At 37.4% G+C, this 23,844-nt stretch carries 21 protein-coding genes and 1 pseudogene; 14 read left to right on the forward strand and 8 right to left on the reverse strand.

The window, feature by feature from the left end:
* Window positions 1-64: 64 nt before the first annotated feature.
* Window positions 65-190, forward strand: a complete 126-nt coding sequence (locus RRV45_RS07075; RefSeq protein WP_315668099.1) for a hypothetical protein — start codon at window positions 65-67, stop codon at window positions 188-190.
* A gap of 45 nt (window positions 191-235) precedes the next feature.
* On the opposite strand, the gene RRV45_RS07080 is transcribed toward RRV45_RS07075, so the two are convergent.
* The 4 genes and pseudogenes from RRV45_RS07080 to RRV45_RS07100 all read right to left on the reverse strand — a co-directional run bounded on the left by RRV45_RS07080 (window position 236) and on the right by RRV45_RS07100 (window position 5,277).
* On the reverse strand, window positions 236-1,408 hold the full coding sequence (locus RRV45_RS07080) for a YheC/YheD family endospore coat-associated protein (RefSeq protein WP_315668100.1): 1,173 nt from the start codon (window positions 1,406-1,408) through the stop codon (window positions 236-238).
* Window positions 1,405-2,772, reverse strand: a pseudogene (locus RRV45_RS22095) (YheC/YheD family protein). Before RRV45_RS22095 ends, RRV45_RS07080 begins: the two are co-directional and overlap by 4 nt.
* Window positions 2,738-3,841, reverse strand: a complete 1,104-nt coding sequence (locus RRV45_RS07095) for a YheC/YheD family endospore coat-associated protein (RefSeq protein ID WP_315668102.1) — start codon at window positions 3,839-3,841, stop codon at window positions 2,738-2,740. Before RRV45_RS07095 ends, RRV45_RS22095 begins: the two are co-directional and overlap by 35 nt.
* Window positions 3,842-3,912: 71 nt before the next feature.
* Window positions 3,913-5,277, reverse strand: coding sequence for a YheC/YheD family endospore coat-associated protein (locus tag RRV45_RS07100; RefSeq protein WP_315668103.1), 1,365 nt, complete (start codon window positions 5,275-5,277; stop codon window positions 3,913-3,915).
* Window positions 5,278-5,372: 95 nt separating this feature from the next.
* Between RRV45_RS07100 and RRV45_RS07105 the strand changes: the two genes are divergently transcribed.
* Both RRV45_RS07105 and RRV45_RS07110 read left to right on the forward strand, forming a co-directional pair.
* Window positions 5,373-6,545: a DUF445 domain-containing protein gene (locus tag RRV45_RS07105; RefSeq protein WP_315668104.1), complete on the forward strand. Its 1,173-nt coding sequence runs from the start codon at window positions 5,373-5,375 to the stop codon at window positions 6,543-6,545.
* A gap of 115 nt (window positions 6,546-6,660) precedes the next feature.
* Window positions 6,661-7,011, forward strand: coding sequence for a YlbF family regulator (locus RRV45_RS07110; protein WP_315668106.1), 351 nt, complete (start codon window positions 6,661-6,663; stop codon window positions 7,009-7,011).
* Between the two features lie 72 nt (window positions 7,012-7,083).
* Here RRV45_RS07110 and RRV45_RS07115 read toward each other — a convergent pair whose 3' ends face one another.
* Window positions 7,084-7,284, reverse strand: coding sequence for an alpha/beta-type small acid-soluble spore protein (locus tag RRV45_RS07115; protein WP_221847235.1), 201 nt, complete (start codon window positions 7,282-7,284; stop codon window positions 7,084-7,086).
* Between the two features lie 189 nt (window positions 7,285-7,473).
* Between RRV45_RS07115 and RRV45_RS07120 the strand changes: the two genes are divergently transcribed.
* The 4 genes from RRV45_RS07120 (at window position 7,474) to RRV45_RS07135 (ending at window position 12,784) form a co-directional block, all read left to right on the forward strand.
* Window positions 7,474-8,340 (forward strand): Cof-type HAD-IIB family hydrolase, encoded by an 867-nt coding sequence (locus tag RRV45_RS07120; RefSeq protein ID WP_315668958.1) that lies wholly within the window; start codon window positions 7,474-7,476, stop codon window positions 8,338-8,340.
* 213 nt (window positions 8,341-8,553) lie between these two features.
* A complete protein-coding gene (locus tag RRV45_RS07125; RefSeq protein WP_315668107.1) occupies window positions 8,554-10,065 on the forward strand; it encodes a coproporphyrinogen III oxidase in 1,512 nt (503 codons plus the stop codon).
* A gap of 147 nt (window positions 10,066-10,212) precedes the next feature.
* The gene (locus RRV45_RS07130; RefSeq protein WP_315668108.1) at window positions 10,213-11,838 is read left to right on the forward strand and encodes a long-chain fatty acid--CoA ligase; all 1,626 of its coding nucleotides are present in this window, start codon (window positions 10,213-10,215) and stop codon (window positions 11,836-11,838) included.
* A gap of 154 nt (window positions 11,839-11,992) precedes the next feature.
* The gene (locus tag RRV45_RS07135; protein WP_315668110.1) at window positions 11,993-12,784 is read left to right on the forward strand and encodes an enoyl-CoA hydratase; all 792 of its coding nucleotides are present in this window, start codon (window positions 11,993-11,995) and stop codon (window positions 12,782-12,784) included.
* A 61-nt stretch (window positions 12,785-12,845) separates the two neighbouring features.
* On the opposite strand, the gene RRV45_RS07140 is transcribed toward RRV45_RS07135, so the two are convergent.
* Entirely contained in the window at window positions 12,846-13,031 is a 186-nt protein-coding gene (locus tag RRV45_RS07140; protein ID WP_315668111.1) for a YhzD family protein, read from the reverse strand.
* 154 nt (window positions 13,032-13,185) lie between these two features.
* On the opposite strand from RRV45_RS07140, the gene RRV45_RS07145 reads away from it, so the two are divergent.
* Together RRV45_RS07145 and RRV45_RS07150 are read left to right on the forward strand one after the other, a co-directional pair.
* Window positions 13,186-14,085 (forward strand): ABC transporter ATP-binding protein, encoded by a 900-nt coding sequence (locus tag RRV45_RS07145; RefSeq protein WP_315668112.1) that lies wholly within the window; start codon window positions 13,186-13,188, stop codon window positions 14,083-14,085.
* Window positions 14,078-15,334: an ABC transporter permease gene (locus RRV45_RS07150; RefSeq protein WP_315668113.1), complete on the forward strand. Its 1,257-nt coding sequence runs from the start codon at window positions 14,078-14,080 to the stop codon at window positions 15,332-15,334. The genes RRV45_RS07145 and RRV45_RS07150 overlap by 8 nt, the downstream gene beginning before the upstream one ends.
* A gap of 36 nt (window positions 15,335-15,370) precedes the next feature.
* On the opposite strand, the gene RRV45_RS07155 is transcribed toward RRV45_RS07150, so the two are convergent.
* Window positions 15,371-16,726, reverse strand: coding sequence for an arsenic transporter (locus RRV45_RS07155; RefSeq protein WP_315668115.1), 1,356 nt, complete (start codon window positions 16,724-16,726; stop codon window positions 15,371-15,373).
* Between the two features lie 301 nt (window positions 16,727-17,027).
* Here RRV45_RS07155 and RRV45_RS07160 point away from each other — a divergent pair, with 301 nt between their 5' ends.
* The 4 genes from RRV45_RS07160 to RRV45_RS07175 all read left to right on the forward strand — a co-directional run bounded on the left by RRV45_RS07160 (window position 17,028) and on the right by RRV45_RS07175 (window position 22,481).
* Complete coding sequence (locus RRV45_RS07160) at window positions 17,028-18,245, forward strand: metallophosphoesterase family protein (protein WP_315668116.1); 1,218 nt, start codon at window positions 17,028-17,030, stop codon at window positions 18,243-18,245.
* 11 nt (window positions 18,246-18,256) lie between these two features.
* On the forward strand, window positions 18,257-21,055 hold the full coding sequence (locus tag RRV45_RS07165; protein ID WP_315668117.1) for an ATP-binding protein: 2,799 nt from the start codon (window positions 18,257-18,259) through the stop codon (window positions 21,053-21,055).
* A 92-nt stretch (window positions 21,056-21,147) separates the two neighbouring features.
* Complete coding sequence (yhaM, locus tag RRV45_RS07170) at window positions 21,148-22,092, forward strand: 3'-5' exoribonuclease YhaM (RefSeq protein ID WP_315668118.1); 945 nt, start codon at window positions 21,148-21,150, stop codon at window positions 22,090-22,092.
* Window positions 22,093-22,292: 200 nt separating this feature from the next.
* Window positions 22,293-22,481: a sporulation YhaL family protein gene (locus tag RRV45_RS07175; RefSeq protein ID WP_315668119.1), complete on the forward strand. Its 189-nt coding sequence runs from the start codon at window positions 22,293-22,295 to the stop codon at window positions 22,479-22,481.
* 80 nt (window positions 22,482-22,561) lie between these two features.
* On the opposite strand, the gene RRV45_RS07180 is transcribed toward RRV45_RS07175, so the two are convergent.
* Complete coding sequence (locus RRV45_RS07180; protein ID WP_315668120.1) at window positions 22,562-23,437, reverse strand: peptidylprolyl isomerase; 876 nt, start codon at window positions 23,435-23,437, stop codon at window positions 22,562-22,564.
* 278 nt (window positions 23,438-23,715) lie between these two features.
* Here RRV45_RS07180 and RRV45_RS07185 point away from each other — a divergent pair, with 278 nt between their 5' ends.
* Complete coding sequence (locus RRV45_RS07185) at window positions 23,716-23,817, forward strand: YjcZ family sporulation protein (protein ID WP_315668121.1); 102 nt, start codon at window positions 23,716-23,718, stop codon at window positions 23,815-23,817.
* Window positions 23,818-23,844 lie beyond the last annotated feature (27 nt).

Raw genomic sequence — 23,844 nt, forward strand, 5'->3', positions numbered from 1 at the left:
AATTCCTTCAATTGGAGGGAAGAAGAAGTATGTACAATTATTAATTGAAAAAGGAGTTGCTTAAATGAATAGAAATAAATGGGCTTTAACCACTTTAGCTTTTGGCGCAGCATACTTATTAAGGAATGATAAATCCCGCCAAAAGTTAAAGGAACAGTTCCGCTCGTTTGCCGGACCAACTAAGAGATAAGTAATAGCAGTCCACATAGGGATCCGTATAATGTGGACTGCTGAATTAAAATCCTGCTAAATCAAGAAATAAACAGGTCAAGGTTTGCAATCGTTTCCTTTCAATTTCCTGTTCATCAAACCGCATTGGCTTAGAATTAATTTCGTATACCACATACCGGCCGTCTGCAGAAATTCCTGCATCAATTGAAAATTCGCCAAAAAAACCGATTTCCTTTGATAATAGCTTTCCTGCACGCTGGGAGACTTCTGTAATAAACTGATCATGTTCTTTTGATTGCAATTGTTTATAGGGCAGAATAATCCCGCCTTTTGGAACGTGGGTTGTAACATTTTGTTCTCTCGATTGCCGGATGCCTACGCCCGTTACTTTATATTGATTATTTACATAATGGACCAGAATCCGAAAGTCAAACCGTTTTCCATTATACAACAATGGCTCGACAGCATTTTGGGCGATATAAGACTTTTTTAAGAGAACCGAGTTCCAATTCATCCAAAATGTATGAAAATCTTCATACTGAAGCAATTCCTCATGCCCTAGCAAATTAATGGTAGAATCCTTATTTAATGAAGCAAGATAAATGCCCTTTCCTTTTGAACCTAATGATGGCTTTAAATATAATTGATTGTGCTTTTTAAAAAAGTTCTCTAATGGTAATTTTTCATGGATTTTAATTGTTTCAGGCATTAACTTTTGGAAATAGGGATCCTCGGAAAAAACTTGATAAAATTCATGTTTATCAAGAAAACATGTATTGAAAAAGGGAATGTTCTTGCTCTTGAAAAATTGATAAGCTTCAAAAAAGGAGTCCGATTTTTCTAATATTCGAAAAGGAACCCGATTGTAAACAACATGGGGCAGGGGGCATTTGATTGAGTACCATTTATCTTTAATCGGAAGATACATATATCCTTTTATTGAATGGTCGTTTATATTTTGAGGGGTAAAAACGATGGATATCCCACCGTTTTTCATGATTTCCTTCTGAAGCTCTTTGAATAATCTGCCATTTCCAGTCACTTTATTATCTTTTTTTCTCCCTGTTAAAATTCCAATTAAGGGAATTTCCTTTTGCGGTGAAATATGAAGGGGGAGGCTCCGTGCGGGCGCGGAACAAATCATAGTAACTGGATGTTTATTACTGCCTAGTGTTATTGATTGTTTATTAGAAAGAGTAAACCAATCTTTAAGTTCAAGATCATAAAAAATGCTCATCTAAAAACTTCCTCGGGACTCATGATAGCCCTTTCGGCTAAAAATACGGCAAAGGATAAGGAAAGCTTTCTCGTCAGATAATCAAATTCCTTCAACTCCGGATGCCTGAAAATGGATCTGCCTGGCTTTGAGTTTGCTTCGAATAGCCATACATTTCCTTGACGATCGAGCCCGAGGTCAAAGCCAATTTCACCAATAATACCTTCCATATTTTCTTCCAAGGCTTTGCTTAATAACAGAGCTGCATTTGATAATTTTGTTTCTGCCAGCCTTTGCTCCTCTATAGATGGAAAAACCTCGGCCATTGTTTGGATAACCCCGCCGCTCTTTACATGTGTAGTTACACTTCCAGCTCCCGCTACTTTTGCTGCAATAGCCGTAACAACCCAGTCTCCATGATTATTTTTATTAGTGTGAATCCTAAAATCGATTGGCCGCTGATCTTTCCGCAGTAAATGAATTCCTTGCTGAACGAGCATTCGATTTAGTTTTTTACCACCAAAAACATGATTCATTAATCTTTCCAAGCTATTATACTTCAGCAGCTTATTTTTACCCTCTAGGCTCCGGAATCTGCAATAATAATATCCATTAGACTTATCTTATAAAATTTGATGGATTCCTAAACCAAGACTCCCGTTTACCGGCTTTATATACACATGCCCGAATTCGCCAAGCATTCTTTCAATTTCTGAAAATGAAACAAAAGGATGAGTTTCCGGCAGGAATTTTGCAATCGTGTCATCTTGAATAAGCCGGTCAAAAATATCTAATTTATTAAAAAATCCGGGATTATACCATGGGATTAAATATTCTGATTGCAGCCTTACTTTTATGTTATTCTGCTCCGCTAATCTTTCGCTTTTTCGATTCGGCAGCCGATCATAAATCACGTTAGGAAAGGGAACTTTAAATGTCTTCCATCCATTATCGTGGTAGAATAATCCGCTTATTAATCCCTGGTCCCAATCAATATGCTGCTCCCCGAACACAAAGGGCATTGCTCCAACAGACTTTTTAACAGAAAGTAATTTGGCAAAGAAAAGGCTGCGTTCACCGATTGGCCGAATCGGAAAAGGTATGAAGCCTGATGTGAAAATACCAACGAGTGGTCCAATAAAAAGCGTTTCATCATCAATGAAAATATGAAGAGGAACCTTTAAATCCGGGAAATTCAGCTGCTCGGCAATATCCTCGCTAAGGCTAATCATTTCCTTGCCATTTGGCTGATTATCTATTTTCGTTTCAATGGACTTTGATCCAAAAGCAATTTTTAATAGTTTGGTTTTTGAAGCCGCTTCAAATGGGATATAGACTTGATGGGAGGTATCATGAAGAATTTCCACCTGATATTGTTTTCTCATCGATTTGTCTCCTTTCTAAATCTAATCTTTTACCGTAAATAAGTGGTGAAGTATATAAATGATCCTCCAAAGAAGGATTAATCGTTAAGGCAACCTTTCGTCCTGGCTTGGAGTTGATATCGAGTATCCAAATGGCAAAATTTTCACTTACTCCAATATCCACGCCTAATTCAAAAAGCGGGGGAAAATGCTGTTCTAATATTTGTGGAAGAGATCTCAGAACTTCATTTATTTCATTATTTACGTAATCTCTTTCAGAAGAAGGATGTGAAGCCAGCCAATCCTCATATGAAGAAATCAATCCTCCTGCATTAATATTCGAAATGATCCCCTTTTCCTTGCCAGTCCTTATCCCTTTAGCAATTTCCTGCCATACACCATTTCCGTTTTTTTGAAGTAGTACTCTTATGTCAAACGGCTGATTCATATTATTAGTAAGCTTTTTATATTCCTGGATTAGATATCCTCTTTCTTTGATGAGATAATCGATTAATGAAATCACCTTCTCTTCATAAGGGAACAGGCGTGTGATCGTTTTGTTTTGTTTATCTGTTTGAATAATGAATTCATTATTTTTCTTTTCTAAATAGTAAATCCCTCTGCCTTGAGAGCCATTAACTGGTTTCATCATGAGAGGCTTATTCGGAAAAAGGTGCTGAATGACATGTTGACCTGATTTTACTTGGCTTGATTTCAGCAAGTAGGGTGACAACTTTGAATTTTCAAGTGCATCGTATAATTCCAATTTATTTGGCAGGCCATAGCCTAAAAATAATATATCTTTTTTTGTTTTTAGCCACTTAACTATTGCTTTGCATCGTTTGGAATGAGGATCCTCTTTGTAGAAACACCGGTCATAAAGTACTTTAGGGAGAGGAAATTCACAAGCTTCCCATTCATTTGTATCGGGATTGAAATAATCTCCACTCACTTTTTCTGAAATAGGATTAATATTAGAGGGTACAAATCGATAGCACGCCATTTCCAGCTCGTGTGCTCTTTTGGCGATTTCATTAAAATAATGTTTTTCATTAGACGTTTGTAACGTCATTAACCCAAATGACAGCATTTTTTAATACCTCCTTGAAGTTAGACATATATAATTAATTTGTAAATGAATATTCTAGGAATTGATCATTTTTACTTCGAAAAAGTTAAGAAGGTGCAGTATTCGATTAAAGCCTTTGTTGAGGGACGTATTTTATTTTCATTTTCTCCGAGGTTTTTGGATGGCTTGGCATTTACTTCAATAATCCAAAGCTTTCCGCTTTCATCCACCCCGATATCTACTCCAAGCTCTCCCATTAAGCCATCGGAATGATGGCCTATAATAGACGAAGTTTCCACTGCAAGCTCCTTCATAAGTGCAAGCTGCTGGATGGCTGTTTTCCGATCCGATAATTTGGTTAGTACGTGAATGGGCTTCATCATTTCTCCGCCTCTTGCAATATTCGAAACAAACTGCTGTTGTGCTGATATTCTAGCTACTGCCGAGGTTGCCTTCCAGGAATTTTGTAAGCTCCGGTGACAAAGAACTCGAAAATCCAGCTGGTTATTTTTGTATTTAATTAGGGGGATCCCTTGTTGCACAATATAGGTTCTCTTTTCAAGAAATGGCTGAACCCATTTGAAAAACTGGCTAAACGTATGAAACGAATTTGCCTGTTCCCGTCCCATGGAAGTAGATATTTCTACTTGGAGAGAATTCATTTTTTTTGAAACCCTTATAATATTTCTTCCTTGGCTTCCATGGATGGGCTTTATATAAATTGAGTCGTATTTCATCATTAATTCTTCCAATGATTGCTCCGTTGCTAGTAATGTTTCGGGAAGAAAAGGATGTAAATACTCTTCAGAGATGAATAAATCATTGACCTTGTCTTTAGAGAGGAAATGATCATTAAATATTGGAATATTGCGAGAAACAATAGCTGTCTTAAATTTTTTGAAAAATATGCTTGCTTCAAGCCTACGGGAATGGATACGATTATAGATAACGTCTGGGAGAGGGACAGGAGATTTATACCAGCTTTCATTTACAAGATAATAGCCGCTTATGTTCCCATTAGAATAATCCGTTAATGAAAAAACATAGAAAAAGCCGCCTTTTTCTGATATTACCTCGTGCATTTCCATGCAAAAATTGTGGATAGAGCGAAAATTTGGTTCCTTTTCATCTGATAAGTTTATTTCAGTTAATAAGCCAATTACTGGACCAATAGTAAGGGTGTTTTTATTTTGAGAAAACTGTGCAATAAATTGCGTACTCTGTATAGGCAGCATCAGCTCTCGGAACAAATCTTCACTCATGATGATTTCATCTTTTGTGATGGAAGCACTCTCTATATTTACAGGAATTCGATTGCTTCCCACTGCAACATCAAATATTTTTGCTTCATCCATTCCCCAATAATGAATGAGGGAACGGCTTATTTTTATGGAATGGTTCTTTTTTTGAAACGATTTGGTCGGAACAATCGTAATAGGTAATAATGATAATGGCATGATCATTCCTCATTTTTGAAAAAAATTTTTAGGCATTAATAATGAAAAAATAGGCAAAAGCTGATAAAGTATCGTATGTAAAAAAGGTTAAAATTGTGCGCAAGTCCAGATGGAAGGTAGATGTTATTCGTATGCAAATCGTATTGACAATCTTATTAATGATTACGATTGGAGCTATTATTGGAGGGTTTACTAATTACCTTGCAATAAAAATGCTCTTTAGGCCTTATAAAACTCTATATATTGGGAGGTGGCGGGTTCCGTTTACTCCTGGTTTAATCCCAAAGCGCAGAGATGAGCTTGCAGAACAAATGGGAAAAATGGTCGTTAACCATCTTTTAACTCCCGAAAGTATTCAAAGGAAATTTTTAAACGAAAATTTTCATAAGGAGATGACAGGTGTTGTTCAACGGGAACTGGAAACCTTTTTGAATACAGAGAAAACACCTGCAGAATTACTCGATACATTAGGAATAAAGGATGTCCAGGCGAAAACAGAACGTCATTTGGATGATGTGATTGAGAGAAAATATGAAGATTTAATGAGGAAGTATCGAAATCAGCCATTAAAAGAAATTATTCCAGAAAATTTGCTTGAAAAGGTTAATGAGAAAATCCCGAATATAAGTAAGTTTATTTTACAAAAGGGGGTTGATTATTTTTCAAGCATAGAGGGAAATATGCGGATTCAAAGGATGGCCGATGATTTCTTAAAGGAACGCAGCGGGGTCCTTGGTGGCATGATGCAAATGTTTATGGGAAACATCAATATTGCCGATAAAATCCAGCCAGAAATTATTAAATTCCTCAAGAATGAAGGAACAGCTGATATGATTACAACCCTTGTACAAAAAGAATGGGAAAAAGTGCTTAATTGGGAAGGTGAAAAATTAGAAGAACAGTTTAATAAAGCAGATATCCTTTCATTTATGCGGGAAAATATCAGAAAAATCATCAGGCTAGAACAAATCCTCAAATCCCCAATTTCAAAATTAAGTGAACCATACCGTGTGGGGATTATTGAAACCATTGTTCCAAGGGGTGTAGAGCTTTTTGGAGAATGGCTTTCGAGCCGTGTAGATGTGTTAATGGAGAGACTGCGATTACAAGAAATTATACGGGATCAAGTGGAAGCATTCTCTGTTGAGAGACTTGAAGAAATGGTTCTATCGATTATAAATAGCGAATTAAAAATGATTACTTTTCTTGGGGCTTTGCTTGGAGGAATGATCGGGTTATTTCAAGGAATTATTGCCATTGTTCTCTAATAGTATTATTAGTAGTCGGGCACCGGGGCAACTATTGCTTTCAAACACTTCTCGCTTTGAATGGCATATTTTGTTATAGTGAAGTGATTGCCCAAAATGGAAAGGAGTTTTAATATTGGCAGTTAATTTATATGATTCCGCATATGAACTTGAGAAAGCAGTAAGACAAAGTAGTGAATATAGAAATTTAAAGCAGGCTTATGACGAGGTAAATGCTGATCCGTCTGCCAAATCAATGTTTGACAACTTTCGCAACATTCAAATGCAGCTGCAGCAAAAACAAATGATGGGTCAGGATATTTCCGAAGCTGAGGTACAGCAGGCTCAACAAACTGTAGCACTTGTCCAGCAAAATGTGAAAATATCTAAGTTAATGGAAGCGGAACAGCGAATGAGCATGATTATTGCAGAACTAAATAAGGTAATCATGAAGCCACTTGAAGAGCTTTATGGACCACTTGGCTAATATAACTATAAATTTGAAAACCGCTTCTCTGTGCAGGAGCGGTTTTCGTCATGAACCTATGTTTATTCTTCTTTAAAATCTTCCACCAAGCTGCTGCTCGGCCATTTGAACGAGGCGCTTAGTAATTTCTCCACCAACTGAACCATTTGCTCTTGAAGATGTTTCTGGGCCAAGGTTTACACCGAATTCTGTTGCAATTTCGTACTTCATTTGCTCAATTGCCTGAGAAACTCCTGGTACTAATAGCTGATTTGAATTGTTGCTTCTTGCCATGTAAATCATCTCCTTTGGTGTAATTAAATGTTACAGTCATATTTTTAATTGGATAATTACTATTTATACATTGTTTATTTTGGTAATTTTTATAATGAATGAAGTTTTCGCAGGGATTGTTCTATTCCTTTTTATCCTTTCATAAAAGTGTAATAGGACAATTTTACTCTCGCGTAAGGGGGAAATATGATGATTTACAGGCTGTTAGCGTTAAATATTGATGGCACTCTTCTTCAATCAAATGGAAGACTTCATAAATCTACAAAAGAAGCGATTGACTATGTGCAGCAAAAAGGTATTTACGTCACGTTAGTAACGGCAAGAAGCTTTCCATCTGCGAAAAAAGTGGCAAAGGCATTAAAATTAGATTCATCAATTGTTGCACACAGTGGAGCTTATATTGCCAGTTCAAGGGATAAGCCCATTTTTGTCAGGCGAATTGCAGAGGATGTAACGTATGAAATTGTGAGGCTGCTTGAGGGGTTTTCCTGTCAGATTCGATTAGTGCATGAAAAATATTCGCTTGCCAATAAATCGAAGCTGAATCATAATATGTTGGCTAAGACCGTTTTTTCATCTGGTGATCCGATTTTTTATTCACAGCAATTTGTCGATTCCTTAAGCGAAACTATTCTTGATGACCCTGTCAATCCTCCAAAAATTGAAGTTTATTTTGAGGAAGAAACAGATTGCAAGGATGCCGCGGCAGCTATAAAAGGTATGTTTTCAGAAATTGATATTCTCCAGCTGAACCACCTCCGTATCGATATTATGCCGGCTGGAGTTTCTAAGCTTAATGGGTTGTTGTATTTAGGAGATCATTTAGATATTGCCCGCAGTGAAATGGTTGTAATTGGGGACGGCATCGATGATCTCGGTATGATTGAGGCTGCTGGGCTCGGTGTTGCCATGGGCAATGCGCCTATAGAAGTCAAAAAAGCGGCAGATTGGGTCACTCGTCCGAATAACCAGCACGGGGTTAGTTATATGGTAAAGGAGCATTTCAGAAAGCAACATCCGATTGAATTTTTAAAGAAAATGAATTTATTGAAATGATTATTTGAAGAAAAGTCGTTCTTATTGATCGACTTTTTTTCTTTTTTATTGTAAAAAAAATGAATCTTTGTCGGTTTCATGTAATCCGGTATATATTGACCTCGTATAACCATTTTTGTACACTTAAATAAGCTCAAAAGATGAGAAACATTATAACTGCCATCAAATCTATTTTGATGGTAGTTTCACTATATTGATAAAAAGGTGATTGCATTGCAAATTTTAGTTACAGGATTACAAGATGAGCGGTTTCAGCGTCCGCTTCAACTTATTGCGAATTTATTTTTTGAGGAATGCCAAGTGTCCATGAATTCTCATAGTGATATGGATTTAAAGATCGCTATTAATCTGCAAGTAAAAGAATCTATTTTTGTTAAGGCGGAACTTACAGATCAGGAGGGCATAGAGAAAACCGCAGCCTTTGAAACCGAGTTCATTGCATCTGGGACAGAGAAAGAGCGATATAAACAAATAAGGATTGCGATTTCCCATGTTTACCTAAAAGTTCTGCAGGATTGGACGGGGATTACCCAAAAGTGGGGGTTCCTAACCGGGATCCGGCCAACAAAGCTTCTGCACCGCCATATGCAGGAGAAAACTCCTAGGGCCGCGGCACATCAGCAACTTAAGGAGGATTACTTAATTACAGACGAAAAGATCCAGCTTATGCAGCAAATTGTTGACAGGCAGTTAGCTGTTGTTCCTGATCTTTACGAGCTTCAAAATGAGGTCAGCATTTATATCGGAATTCCATTCTGCCCAACTAAGTGTGCTTATTGTACCTTCCCAGCTTATGCCATTAATGGACGGCAAGGCTCTGTTGATTCATTCTTAGGAGGTCTTCACTATGAAATGAGGAAGGTTGGGGAATGGCTGAAAGAAAACAACGTGAAAATCACGACTGTTTACTACGGTGGAGGCACTCCGACAAGTATTACCGCTGAAGAGATGGATATGCTTTATGAAGAAATGTACACCTCCTTCCCTGATGTGGAAAAGATCCGTGAGATTACGGTTGAGGCTGGAAGACCAGACACGATAACACCTGAAAAGCTCGAGGTGTTGAAAAAGTGGAAAATAGATCGAATCAGCATTAATCCACAATCATATATCCAGGAAACATTAAAAGCGATTGGCAGACATCATACGGTGGAAGAAACAATCGATAAATTCCATTTGGCTCGTCACATGGGCATGAATAATATCAATATGGATTTAATTATCGGGCTCCCAGGTGAAGGGGTGCCGGAATTTTCACACACACTAAGTGAAACAGAAAAGCTCATGCCTGAATCATTAACTGTCCATACTCTATCTTTCAAACGTGCCTCCGAAATGACGAAAAATAAGGAAAAATACAAGGTAGCAGATCGAAAAGAAATTGAGAAGATGATGGACATGGCTGAGAATTGGACAAAAGAGCATAACTATACACCATATTATTTATATAGACAAAAAAACATCCTTGGAAATCTTGAGAATGTTGGCTACTCACTTCCTGGTCAGGACAGTATCTATAATATTATGATCATGGAAGAGAAGCAGACGATCATTGGTCTGGGTTGTGGCGCAGCTAGTAAATTTGTCCATCCGACCACAGGAAAGATCACACAATTTGCCAATCCGAAGGACCCAAAAACATACAATGAAAGCTTCGAGAAATACACAAATGAGAAGTTGAGATTATTAAGTGAATTATTTGATACACAAGAATCCCTTGCTTAAAAAAGCAAGGGGTTTTTAAATTTTAATATTTTTGATAATTCAGAAAAATAGAAGGGTTTTTCTAAATTAAATAGAATGTTTTAGGTACAAAAGATCATACACTTCTTTGAATGGATGTAAGCGCTTTTAATAAGGGGGAGATTTATTATGATGATGCAAACACCTTTAACAATGACGCAAATGATCAAGAGAGCGGAAAGGTTTTTTCCAAAGAAACAGGTTGTATCAAGAACAGCGAGCGGGATTCAGCGGTTTACATATAAGGATATTGCTGACCGTACAAGAAGGCTTGCTGAGAGTCTTCAAAAGCTTGGTGTAGAAAGAGGAGATAAAGTAGGGACTCTAGCCTGGAATCACCACCGCCATTTAGAGGCGTATTTTGCGATTCCATGCAGTGGGGCCGTTCTCCATACAATTAACATTCGCCTTTCTCCGCAGCATATTGTTTTTATTATTAATCATGCAGAAGATAAAGTTTTATTTATTGACTCAGATATCCTCCCATTGATTGAAGCAGTAAAGGACAAGTTGCCAACTGTGAAAGCATTTATCATCATGACAGATGATGAAGAGCTCCCTGAAACATCTCTATCTCCTGTTTACCATTATGAGAAGTTACTTGAAAAGGCTACGGGAGACTATGATTATCCAGATGATCTAGATGAAAATGATCCAGCAGGCATGTGCTATACATCCGCCACAACGGGGAATCCAAAAGGTGTCATTTATTCTCATCGCGGAATCGTCCTTCACAGTATGGCATTAGGAATGGCAGACAGTGCGGGGGTTAGTGAGAAAGATATTGCTATGCCGGTCGTTCCGATGTTCCATGTAAATGCATGGGGATTGCCGTTTGCTGCAGTTTGGTTTGGAACAAACTTAGTTATGCCTGGTCCGTATTTTACTCCAAAGCTTTTAGCTGAGCTCATTCAGGAGGAAAAAGTGACCATTACAGCAGGGGTTCCAACGATTTGGCTGGGACTATTAAAGGAGCTTGATGAAAACAAGTATGACATGAGTTCATTGCGCTCAGTCCTATGTGGCGGTTCAGCAGCACCGAAAGGGATGATCAAAGCCTTTGAACAGAAGCACAATATTCCTTTCATGCATGCCTATGGGATGACTGAAACGAGTCCATTAGTCGTAATTTCTACCTTAAAAAGCTACCAGGAAGAGCTTTCCTATGAGGAGCGTCTAGACTTGAAAGCGAAACAGGGCATACTCGTTCCAGGACTCGAAATGAAAATTGTTGGTAAGGATGGAGAGGCAGCCTGGGATGGGAAGGAAATGGGGGAGCTTGCTATTCGCGGACCGTGGATTGCCTCAGAATATTATAAGGACGAACGAACGTCTGAGGCGTTCCGTGATGGATGGCTCTACACAGGGGATGTGGTCACCATTGATGAAGAAGGCTTTATGAAAATTGTTGACCGAACGAAGGATTTGATTAAGAGCGGAGGAGAATGGATTTCCTCTGTTGATATTGAAAATGCCTTAATGGCACATGAGGCTGTTTTTGAGGCAGCGGTGGTAGCTGTACCGCACGAAGAATGGCAGGAGCGGCCAGTTGCCTGTGTTGTACTGAAAGAGGCCTATCAAGGAAAAACTGACAAACAAGAGCTATTGGAATTTTTAAAGCCGCAATTTGCCAAATGGTGGCTTCCAGATGAAATATTATTTTTGAAAGAAATTCCAAAAACCTCCGTTGGGAAGTTTCTGAAGATGGCACTAAGAGATCAGGTACAAAAAGATCTGACTGAGACAAATAAATAGGTAAAAAATGCGGCCGTAATTTTATTACGGTCGTTTCTCATTTTGGATATTAAAAAAGAACTAATATAAAAATATTATGAATAATCGTTCATTTTAGTTTTTAAATATAATTAAAGCCATTATAATTAGATTTAAACAATGAGGAGGGGTTATCTTGACTATAGACTTTGGAACTGAAACAGTAAATTTGACAATAAGTGGACGCGTGGCAACAATTGAGCTTAACAGACCAGATTCACTTAATGCGTTAAGTGTAGAAATGCTTAAGGATCTAGCAACGATATTAAATAAAGTTAATAGTCTTGATGAGGTTGATATTGTTGTTTTGACAGGAAAAGGAAGGGCTTTCTGTTCAGGAGGAGACATTAAAACGATGCTTTCATCAACTGATGATAGTGCATTTCCTTTAGTAATGGACAGCATTGGCACAGTCGTAAAAGAGCTTTATGGCATGTCAAAATTAACGATTAGTGCGATTTCGGGTGCGGCTGCAGGTCTTGGTCTTAGCCTTGCTTTAGCGACTGATTACATCATAGCTGAGAAGTCTAGTAAGCTGGCAATGAATTTTATAGGAATAGCTTTAATTCCTGATGGAGCAGCCCATTATTTCTTAGAAAAGCGACTTGGAGAAGATAAAGCAAAGCACCTGATTTGGGAAGGGAAGCCATTAGCTGCTGATGAGGCTTATAAGCTAGGTCTTATCCATGAGGTAACTGAAGAAGAGATAACCAATACTCTCGACAAAAAAATAAATACTTGGCTCAGAAGCCCAATAAAAGCCATGATTGAAACGAAAAAAATATTTGTTGAAAAAAATCTCCCAGAACTAAATAAGGTTCTCGAGCTTGAAAAAGCGGGCCAATATAAAATGAGGCAAACTGAAGATCACAAAGAGGGCATTGGGGCATTTATCGGAAAAAGAAAACCAGTATTTATTGGGAAATAATATAGGGGAAAGCAAAAAAGTTTCGCTTCTAGGGCTTTTTTGCTTTCGCTAAAAAATTCATTTAAGAATGAAATAAAATGAGTTTCCCAGAAGGAGTAGTGCAGCGATATGTTTTTTCATCGAAGCCTTTTTCCTTTAGTATTTGCTCACCTTTACCTTTTGCCTCTGTATCATCACCTGCTTGAAAGGCCTCATCTAAAAGCTTTTCTCCACTTTTTTCAAAAACAGTTAACTTATATGTTTTCATTAAAAATCCTCCTCGTTCCTAATACTATTATTTTTCCATAATTTTCAGATTTATGCAAAGCTTTGTTATTGAGATTAATAATGAAAAATTTTTTTACTATTTGAACCTTTTTTCCATTTAATTCGTATAAGTAGGAGGATAGGAGGATGATGAAATGGGATTAAAATTAGAACATGTAACAAAGCGCTTTGGGAATTTTACAGCTGTGGATGACCTCTCAATAACAATTCCCGAAAAAGAAATGTTTGGCTTTCTTGGAGCGAATGGAGCGGGAAAGACGACAACTTTTCGGATGATTCTAGGCTTGATTGATACAAGTGAAGGGAATATCACATGGGACGGAAAACCGATTGATTATTCTACTAGTCCGCTTGTCGGGTACCTGCCTGAGGAAAGAGGGCTATATCCGAAGCTAAAGGTTAAGGACCAAATTGTTTATTTAGCGAGATTAAGAGGTATGCACAAACAAGAAATATTGAAGGAGCTTGACTACTGGCTGAATCGGTTTAAAGTACCTGAATATGCAGATAAAAAAGTGGAGGAGCTTTCAAAGGGAAACCAGCAAAAAATCCAATTCATTACAGCTGTCATACATAAACCGAAATTATTAATTCTCGATGAACCCTTTAGCGGATTAGATCCAGTGAATGTGGAACTGCTTAAGGAAGCTGTTATTGAATTGAAGAATAAAGGCACTACGATTGTTTTCTCTTCCCATCGCATGGAGCATGTGGAGGAAATGTGTGAGCATTTATGCATCATGCATAGAGGGAAGCCCGTTGTAAAAGGTGCTCTAAAAGAAATCAAACGTTCATTCGGGAAAAAGAATTTAGTTATTCATGCTGACTTCAGCGTTGAGTATTTAAAGAATTATCCTGGAGTTTCAAGGGTTCGGCAAACGGCTGAAGGGATCCATTTGCAAATTGAAGGTGAAGACATTGCAGAGGGAGTCTTGAAAGAGATCGTTGGAAAAGGATTTATTCGAAAATTTGTCCTAGAAGAACCTTCATTAAATGATATTTTTATTGAGAAGGTAGGTGCTTCCTATGAGTAATTTCTGGATCATTCTTGGGCATACATACTTTTCCAAGCTCAAAACAAAATCCTTCATTATAACCACACTTATCACAATGCTAATTGTTGCTGGATTAACAAATATGACTAGAATTATAGACTTTTTCAATAAAGGGGAAGGGTCGGAAGAAAGGATAGCAGTCATAGACGAAACGGGATTACTTATCAATCCTTTAAAGGAACAAATGAAAGCGAACAACAGTGATATTCAACTGGAAGCCTTTAACGGCAGTGAAAAAGATGCGGAAAACGCAGTGAAGTTGGATGAATATAAAGGATTGCTCATCCTATCCAATAATCAAGAAGGATTACCGGAAGCGGCCTATAAAGCAAGAAGCATTGCTGATTCTTCACTTCCATCTGAACTTCAGCACTACTTGCAGCAGATCAAGACAGGGCTTGCTGCTTCAAAAATAAATTTATCACAGGAGCAATTAAGCAAGCTTTATGAGCCAGTTTCTTTTAGTAAATTCGCACTTGAAGAAAATGCAAAAACGGAAGAAGAATTAAATCAGGCAAGAGGGCTCGTCTATGTCCTGCTGTTTATCATTTATTTCGCTGTTATTTTATACGCGAATATGATTGCCATGGAGGTTGCTACAGAAAAGTCCTCACGTGTAATGGAAATTCTTATTTCTAGCGTAGCACCTGTTAAGCAAATGTTTGCAAAGATTATTGGAATTGCCTTGCTTAGTTTAACGCAAATGGGAATTATCCTAGCTGTTGGTATTTATTTTGTAAAGAGAAATATGGAAAGCATGCAAGGCGGTTTTTTCGAATTTTTCGGGTTTAGTGATATTCCGACTTCTACTATTATTTACGCTCTCGTATTCTTTTTACTAGGATACTTATTATATGCAACATTAGCTGCATTTCTTGGATCGCTTGTCAGTAGGATTGAAGATGTCCAACAAATGATTATGCCCATGACTTTGCTTGTTGTGGCAGGCTTTATGATATCCATGTTTGGACTAGGCCAGCCGGATACGTCTTTTATGACGATTGCCTCTTTTATTCCATTTTTCACGCCGATGCTTATGTTTATGCGTGTAGGAATGCTAACATTACCAGTGTGGGAGCCGTTATTAGGCATTGCGATATTAATCATCACGATTGTCATATTGGCCATATTTGGTGCCAAGGTATATAAAGGAGGAGTTCTCATGTACGGTAAATCAAACTCCTTTAAGGATATTAAAAAGGCCTTGCAGCTTACGAAAAACGAATAGATAGCAAAAGGCTCTGCACAAAGCAGAGCTTTTTGTTTATGCAAATACCATCTGCACCCAATAATAGAGAAGGAACAAAGTAACGATTGTTGATATTGGAATCACAATGATAGATACACTTAAATAGTCCTTCCACTTGATCTTAATCTTGTATTTCCTCAATATATGCATCCAAATAAGGGAAGCAAGTGTCCCGATAGGCAGTAATAATGATCCCATATCGCTGCCGATGATATTTGCTAAATAAATTGTCTTTAATGTAATCGCATCAAGTCCCATTTCAGTTAGCGTTATAGTTCCGATCATTAATGCAGGATGGTTATTAAATATGTTGGAAAGGATGGAAACTAGACCGCCCATTATAAAGCTCGCTTGAAACAATCCTCTATTTACTATCGGCTCAAAAGTCTGTACGAGCAATTTTGTCAATCCTACATTATGAAGTCCGTAAATGATTACATACATGGAAAAAGCAAAGATGAGAATATGCCAAGGTGTTTTCTTTATGATATCTACAGGGTTTGTTCCTAAATGATACCATCTCCAAATCAGCAAGCTGAGCGATCCAAGCACGGCGACAAATTCAATTGGGATAGCAAAATAGGAAGCAACGAAGAGTAAGCAGCGCATCACGAAAACAAATAGTAACACCTTTAACATTAATTTTGTTCTTTTTCGTTTCGTTTCAACGGATAGTGATTTTTTTAGCGGATGAAAATGCTTGGAGAAAAAGACCTCATCAATTTCATCCTTGGTGGACGGCAACACTTTCGGTAACTTCTTCTTTACTACTAAAAACATAATCCAGGCCATAAATAACAATCCTAATGTCGCTGGAACAAACATCATGGCAGTATGCATATAAAGCGACATGTCAATTATTTTTAAAGCTATTAAATTGACAATATTACTAACACCAATTGGTGCACTAGAAGCAGTTGCAATTAGAGCTCCACTCAACAGATAGGGGATCATTTGTTGCGGTTTTAACCGAAGATTTCTTAGAAGGATGATTAATAACGGAGTGGTAATTAGGATGCTTCCATCATTGTTAAATAATAGAGTCATTAAAAAACACAGTAATTGAATATACCAATATAGACGGTAGCCTGAACCTTTTGATAAATTAGCAAGCCGGGCAGCTGCCCAGTGGAAAAACCCGAAGCTTTCTAATATGACAGCCATGACAATGGTTGCCATAATCGTAATCGAGGCGCCGCCAATTTTATCTATAATATCAAGAATGTTTGCCTTAGTTACAATCCCGGTCAGTAATATAATTAGGGCTCCAACAGAAGCTGGCCATGCTTCATTTAACCCTTTAGGTCTCCAAAAAATGACTAGCATTGTGACAATAAAAACAATTATAGTCATTCCAATCTCGAAAGTCATGTCACTTCTCTCCCTAAAGTCTATTAGGACAAATGTCTTTGCGTGTCCTATTTGCTATATTTATATTCATTCCAATGAAGCAGGAAATGGACAAACATCCATTTTAAACAAAAAGTATGTTTGTCCTTATAAGTAAAATGCCTACTAGAGATAGTAGTCTATGTACTAAAATCTATTTAATAGTGGAGAAATTAAATCAAACAATAGTCTATTTGCTTATTATAAAATTTCGGCCTATAAGAACGTGCATTCGTATTTGAAATAGGGTAAAATTAGGGGAAAAAGATCGAGAGGTTTTCACATGAAAAAGGTGACATTTATCCATGCTGCAGATTTGCATTTGGATAGCCCGATGGTCGGGTTAATGAACTTGCCCCAGAAAATATTTAGCAGACTTCAAGACAGCACCTTTGATGCTTTAAAGACAGTTGTTGACAATGCTTTAATTCATCAAGTGGATTTTGTCATTATTGCAGGTGATTTATTTGATGGAGAGAATCGCAGTATTCGTGCCCAGATAAAATTTCGTAAAGAAATGGAGCGCCTAGCAGAAAAAAATATCCCTATCTATGTTGTTCATGGAAATCATGATCATTTGGATGGAAACTGGACACATCTAAATATGCCGAATAATGTTCATGTTTTCTCACATGAGGTAGAGGCATTAAGATTTGTAAAGGATGAAGTATCTGTTCATCTTTATGGATTCAGTTACCCAAGAAGGCATGTGTACGATAGAATGATTAGTCATTATAAAAAGAAACAGGGAGCGGATTTTCATATTGGGATCCTCCATGGGCATTTGGAAGGAAATAACGAACACGATAAATATGCTCCCTTTTCTCTCAAGGATTTACTCCATAAGGACTTTGACTATTGGGCTCTTGGCCATATTCATAAACGCCAAACCCTCCATACATATCCGCCAGTTATTTACTCGGGAAATATTCAAGGCAGGAACCGGAAGGAGACAGGGTGGAAGGGATGTTATTTAGTTCAATTGACAGAGACTGAGGCTGAGCTGCAGTTTATCGAAACTTCAGCAGTCCTTTGGGAGGAAGTGAATGTTGATGTCTCAAAGGCTTCATCATTTCAAGTGATATATGATATTTGCAAAAGTCTGATTCAGGAAATAAGGCTAGAAAATAAAGGAATCATTGTGTCGATGACCTTAGATTTTGTCAATCTGCCAGAACAGGATATGAAGAGTATCACGGAAGGAGACTTATTAGATGCTTTGCAGGAGGATGAAGGGGAGGAAGAAGCGTTTGTTTGGATTTCTAGTCTAACAATTAACGAAAAAATCGATTGGAATCGTGAGCATTTGGCAAAGGAATCAGAGTTTTACGCGGAGCTTTTCATGACTGCAGAACAGTATGACGTCTTAGATAGCAGTATTTCCACATTATATAATCATCCGGATGCTAGAAGACTTCTAAAACAAATATCAGAGGAGGAGAAAAGGGAGATTGCCAAAGAGGCTGAGAGACTATTAGTTAATTTATTGTATAAGCATTAGGAGGTGATAGTATGAAGATTAAGGATATCCATATTTATGGGTTTGGGAAATTTTCAGATATGAAAATGACAAATTTGCATGAGTTTCAGGTTCTATTCGGAGAAAATGAGGCTGGCAAGTCAACAATTATGTCATTTATTCATAGTCTTTTATTTGGATTTCCAACGAGGCTTCAATCAGAGCCTAGATATGAACCGAAAGAGGGCGCTAAATACGGTGGGAGAATGACGGTTGACTTCGCCGAAAAAGGGATCGTAGTCATAGAAAGGGTTATAGGAAAAGCCTCGGGTAATGTAATTGTGATGCTTGAGGATGGTACAAAAGGAGGAGAAGAACTCCTTAGGGACCTTCTCCATCGTGTTGATAAAACCTTATTTCAATCGATTTTTTCATTTAATATTCATGGTATTCAAAATGTACATAGGATGAAGGGGGAGGATCTTGGAAAATACTTATTCTCAGCTGGGGCTTTAGGAACAGATCAGCTTATTCGTACTGAAAACACACTGCAAAAGGAAATGGATAGCCGCTTTAAACCAAATGGCAAAAAACCATACTTAAATGAAAAGCTAAAAGAGCTAAAGCATCTGCGCAATGAATTAAAAAAGGCTGAACAGCAAAATGAGCAATACTGGAAGCTGCAGAGTGAAAAAGACCGTTTAGAAATAGATCTGACAGAAACACAAGCTGAATTAGCCCAGCTGCATTCGTTGAAACTAAAATTAGAAGCCTGGAGACAGATTCAGCCGCTCAAGCTAGAGGAAGTATCAATAATCGAAGAATTAAACAACTATATGGATATTCCATTTCCTATCGATGGTCTTTCAAAATTAGATCGACTTGAAGAACTGATGAAGCCTTTGGAAGGGCAAATATCCAGCCATACTAATCGTCTGAAAATTTTAGAAGATGAAATTAAAAATAACGCACCTGATTTCAATATGCTGGGTGAGGAACAGAAAATAAATTCAGCTGTTGAAAGCCTGTCATTATATGAAAGGCTTGAACAGGAAGAAAAGGAACTGCAAGACAGATGTACACAGCTAAGGGAAGAGGAATTAAGTTTAAGAGAAAAGCTTCATTTGACTATAGAAGATGAAGAGTTATTCTCCATTAATACAAGTGTCTTTATGAAGGAAAAAGTCAAAAGCGGCCAGGAAAAATATCGGCGGCTGGACTTGAAAAAGCATGAACTTGATGAAAGATTTAATAGTGAAAAGCAATTGCTTGAGGAAATCGAAGATAAAATAAAGAATAATGAAAAACAGCTTCAGTCTGAAACAGAAAGAAAAGCTCTTAAAGACAAGATGCGGAGAAAAAGAGTTCAAGAAAGGACTCAATTCATAATATTTTCGATACTTTTTTCCGTCTTGATTGCTTGGGGGATATTAGAATCAAAATTACCAATGATTTTGCTTGGTGCCTTTGGAATTATTTTTTCAATTTATTTATTTAATAAGAAATCGGCTAATGCGGACAATGTCTTTGGTAGAGATAAGAATCTTTTGGAACAGCTGACTCATTTCAAAATCCAATGGACAGAAAGAAATGCCCAATATGAAAGGGTATTAATGGATTATGAAACTTGGGAAAATGAAATGGTTAAGGCTGAAAGGGAAATAATCGAACTTGGAGAAGGCCTTTTATTACCTGGAGAAATTGCTCTTGCTTATTTATCTGAGGCCTTTGAGCTAATAGAACAGCTAAAAAAGCTTTATCGTGAAAAGAAAAAGGCTATTGATAGGCAACATTTAGTTACGGGAAAAAAGAATGATATAGTTGAGGCTATTGAGCATCTAAGTAATGAATTCTTAGGTATGTCTTATTCCAGTATTCAAGAAAGGGCTTATACGTTAAGAAATCGCTTAAAGGAAGAAATGGAAAAGAATTTGGCTCATGAAGGAAGAAAGGCAAAGCTAATTGAGCTAAAGGAAGAAAGGCAGAAATATCAGCTCCAATGGGATCATTTTAATCGGTCAAAGGGAGAGCTATATCAGCAGGCATTTGTATCAGATGAAAAGTCTTTCCGGGAAGCTGGTAAAATGGATGAAAGAAAACGGATGCTTGAGGAACAATTGCTTCATTTGCAGAGGCAGTTAAAGATTGCCACGTTAAATGAACAGGAAATGGAATTGTTTCAGGAAATTGCCGATTTAGATGAGCGATTATATAGCTATGCAACACAGCATAAAATGCTAGAAGAAAAAATACCTTTATTGCAAAGCGACATGGCTAAGGTAAAATATGAAATCCAATTGTTAGAAGAAGGCGGTACTCATGCTGAGTTACTGCATCTCTATAAACAAAAGCATTCAGAATTAGACATGGGGGCACGTGAATGGGTGAAGTTTGCGGCGGCAAAGGATATGTTAAATCATACGATTGAACGCTTTAAAAACGAGCGGCTTCCAAGAATGCTGGAAAAGGCAGAGGAGTACTTGGAATATTTAACAGATGGTAAATATATAAAAATATTTCCAAAACAAGAGGGAAGCGGATTTCTTTTACAGAGGAAGGATCAGCAATTATTTGAAGCCAATGAGCTAAGCCAGGCGACAGCTGAACAGGTTTACGTGTCATTAAGGCTGGCTTTAGCTGTGACCATTTATGGAAAGTTCCCTTTTCCGATTATTATTGATGACAGCTTCGTCAATTTTGACCAACACCGAACAAGGAAAGTTATTCATTTGCTTAAGAGATTAAAAGGACGGCAGGTTCTGTTTTTTACTTGCCATCAGCATTTATTGACCTATTTCTTAGACGATCAGGTCGTTGAAGTAGGTAAAGAGATGAGAACGCCACTAAATTAAAGGGAATCAATGGGTTCTCTATTGATTTCTGTTAGACATTTATTGTCTATGATATACTATTTTAATAGAAAGAAAGGAGCATCGGACCACCTATGCCAAAAGGAATTGTTTATTATGATGTTGGTGAACATATCGAACTTTTTTTACTGATAAAAAATGCAACAAAAGGAATTGCGAGTAATGGAAAACCTTTTTTAACCCTTATTTTTCAAGATCAGAGCGGAGAAATAGAAGCTAAGCTTTGGGATGTGTCTGACGGTGATGAAAAGATCTATGTACCGGAAACGATTGTTAAAGTTTCAGGAGATATACTAAACTATCGGGGGCGCAATCAGCTCAGAATTAAACAAATACGCCCAGCATCCGCAAGTGATTCTGTTAAACTGGCTGATTTTCTTGAAACAGCTCCATTAAGTACGGATGAAATGATTAGTAAAATTACTCAATACATTTTTGAAATGCAAAATCCAAATCTGCAGAGAATTACGCGTCATTTATTAAAAAAGCACCAGCAGGCATTTTTGGAATATCCGGCAGCAACGAAAAATCATCATGAATTTGTTTCAGGTCTAGCCTATCATGTAGTTTCTATGCTTGATTTGGCAAAGGCAATAGCAGGCCTTTATCCTAGTCTGGATAAAGATCTCTTATATTCAGGAATTATTCTTCATGACTTAGGGAAGGTCATTGAGCTATCAGGTCCAATTTCTACCGTTTATACGATAGAAGGCAATTTACTTGGCCACATAACGATTATGGTCACTGAAATTGGCAAAGCAGCTGATGAGCTATCAATAACAGGAGAGGAAGTACTCATTCTGCAGCATTTGGTCCTTTCTCATCACGGGAAGGCAGAATGGGGAAGCCCGAAACCTCCGCTCATAAAAGAGGCAGAAATTCTGCATTATATTGACAATCTAGATGCAAAAATGAACATGCTCGACCGTGCTTTAGAACGGGTAAAACCAGGTGAATTTACTGAAAGAGTTTTTGCACTTGATAATAGATCATTCTATAAGCCTGTTTTCCATAAATAATAAAAAAATCGTCCTTCCCATTTGGCAGGACGATTTTTTACTGTTCATTCATAATTCTATTATTAAAGACATAAATATTTTATAAGAGAGTGGGACAACCATTCAATAAAAAAGCGTAAGCGCCTTCGGAACAATCAAAGGACAATTGTTCCTGCGATGATTATCGCTGAAGCTAGACAAATAGAAGGGTGTTGATTGTCATGATCATTCCATTTTGGGTATATTTTATTGCCGTTGGAATTCTCCTTAGTGCCTATATGGCGATTAAGGCAGGAAGAGAAGAACGAAAGGCAGAAAATGAAAGCATTGAGCTTGAAGGCAGGGTTTATATTGAGAGGATTGAAAAGGAAAGAGAGAAAAGAAGAACTAGTCAGCAGTCATTAGGTTAGACAGGCACAAAAAAGTATAGACCCCTTACAGTGCATATAGTTATTTACTATACATGCTGTTTGGGGTCAATATTTGTTAATTATTGCTGAGCAGCTTCAGAATTTTCTAAAATGTTCTTTAAATCCTTATCGTTTACCTTCACGTTTGCATCCTTCAATTCACGTTCCATTGCTTTCTGAATTTTATCCGCATCAAGCTGAGAAACCTTTATTTCATATTCCATTTTCTCTTTCATTTCATCAAAAGATTTTTTATCTTTTTTCTCTGTTACTTGGATAATATGGTATCCATGCTGTGATTTTACAGGTGCACTAATTTCATTAACTTCTAACGCATATGATGCATTTTCAAATTCCGGAACCATTCTTCCCGGTCCAAACCACCCAAGATCTCCGCCATTTGCTGCTGAGCCAGTGTCTGTAGAATATTCCTTCGCTAAATCCTCAAACTTAGCACCTTCATCAAGCTTTTTCTTTACTTCATTAGCTGTTTTCTCATCTTCTACAAGAATATGTCTAGCCTTAATTTGAGGCTTGTAATTTTCGTAGTATTCCTTTACTTCCTCTTCAGTCACCTTAATATCTTTAATTGCCGCCTTTTCCTGCATTAAGCCAGTTCTAAAGGTGTCCTTTAGCTCATCTTCATCTTTATAGCCATATTGAAGAAGGGCCATTTCGAAATTGGGACCGAGCTGCTCTTTAAGCTCGTCAATTTTTTCATTTAGTTCCTCATCAGATACATTGTAATTTTTTGATAGGACCTTTTCATAGACAAGTTCACGAAGAACTGCCTCGCCAGTTTTTTCTTTCATTGCGTCATAAAGCTCGTCCTTTGTAATGTCACCAGCTTTTGTTTGCACTACTACATCTGAATCACTCGCATTATTATTACCATTGCAAGCAGTTAAGCCTAAGACCCCAGCTGTTAATGTGAGGGAAATAATCCATTTCTTCATGTTAGACACTCCTAGGAAAATTTATTTCAATTACTAATTTCATAAAACCTACTATACCACAAATGAATTGTAGAACAAAAACAATAACCTATGGAAGTTAAAAAATTCATTTGGATTTTCTCACCTGTCTAGGTAGCTGTCTATCCCTAATTTAGGTGAAGTCATATACTACAAAGACACTTTTTCAAAGCACTAAAGATTTAACCCAATTATTTTCGGATTATGATGACAAGTGCCTAATCGAATAAGGTGTTCGTTGAATAGTATATTTTAGCAACATGAAAGGAGGGTGTCTCATGGGTGCTGGTTTCGGTGGTGGATTTGCACTAATAGTAGTGCTTTTCATCTTATTAATAATTGTTGGCGCTTCTTGGTTCTAAGATAACTGTTTTGCTTGCGGGAAAGGA

This window comes from Bacillus sp. DTU_2020_1000418_1_SI_GHA_SEK_038 (assembly GCF_032341175.1).
Taxonomy (GTDB): Bacteria; Bacillota; Bacilli; order Bacillales; family Cytobacillaceae; genus Cytobacillus.

Bases quoted from the DNA above. Each gene is read 5' to 3' on its own strand.
- RRV45_RS07150 (WP_315668113.1), top strand. From the start codon at position 14,078: ATGAGTAATTTCTGGATCATTCTTGGGCATACATACTTTTCCAAGCTC.
- RRV45_RS07155 (WP_315668115.1), bottom strand. From the start codon at position 16,726: ATGACTTTCGAGATTGGAATGACTATAATTGTTTTTATTGTCACAATG.
- RRV45_RS07175 (WP_315668119.1), top strand. From the start codon at position 22,293: ATGATCATTCCATTTTGGGTATATTTTATTGCCGTTGGAATTCTCCTT.
- RRV45_RS07100 (WP_315668103.1), bottom strand. From the start codon at position 5,277: ATGCCATTATCATTATTACCTATTACGATTGTTCCGACCAAATCGTTT.
- RRV45_RS07075 (WP_315668099.1), top strand. From the start codon at position 65: ATGAATAGAAATAAATGGGCTTTAACCACTTTAGCTTTTGGCGCAGCA.
- yhaM (WP_315668118.1), top strand. From the start codon at position 21,148: ATGCCAAAAGGAATTGTTTATTATGATGTTGGTGAACATATCGAACTT.
- RRV45_RS07115 (WP_221847235.1), bottom strand. From the start codon at position 7,284: ATGGCAAGAAGCAACAATTCAAATCAGCTATTAGTACCAGGAGTTTCT.
- RRV45_RS07145 (WP_315668112.1), top strand. From the start codon at position 13,186: ATGGGATTAAAATTAGAACATGTAACAAAGCGCTTTGGGAATTTTACA.
- RRV45_RS07140 (WP_315668111.1), bottom strand. From the start codon at position 13,031: ATGAAAACATATAAGTTAACTGTTTTTGAAAAAAGTGGAGAAAAGCTT.
- RRV45_RS07160 (WP_315668116.1), top strand. From the start codon at position 17,028: ATGAAAAAGGTGACATTTATCCATGCTGCAGATTTGCATTTGGATAGC.
- RRV45_RS07165 (WP_315668117.1), top strand. From the start codon at position 18,257: ATGAAGATTAAGGATATCCATATTTATGGGTTTGGGAAATTTTCAGAT.
- RRV45_RS07080 (WP_315668100.1), bottom strand. From the start codon at position 1,408: ATGAGCATTTTTTATGATCTTGAACTTAAAGATTGGTTTACTCTTTCT.
- RRV45_RS07095 (WP_315668102.1), bottom strand. From the start codon at position 3,841: ATGCTGTCATTTGGGTTAATGACGTTACAAACGTCTAATGAAAAACAT.
- RRV45_RS07120 (WP_315668958.1), top strand. From the start codon at position 7,474: ATGATTTACAGGCTGTTAGCGTTAAATATTGATGGCACTCTTCTTCAA.
- RRV45_RS07180 (WP_315668120.1), bottom strand. From the start codon at position 23,437: ATGAAGAAATGGATTATTTCCCTCACATTAACAGCTGGGGTCTTAGGC.
- RRV45_RS07130 (WP_315668108.1), top strand. From the start codon at position 10,213: ATGATGATGCAAACACCTTTAACAATGACGCAAATGATCAAGAGAGCG.
- RRV45_RS07185 (WP_315668121.1), top strand. From the start codon at position 23,716: ATGAAAGGAGGGTGTCTCATGGGTGCTGGTTTCGGTGGTGGATTTGCA.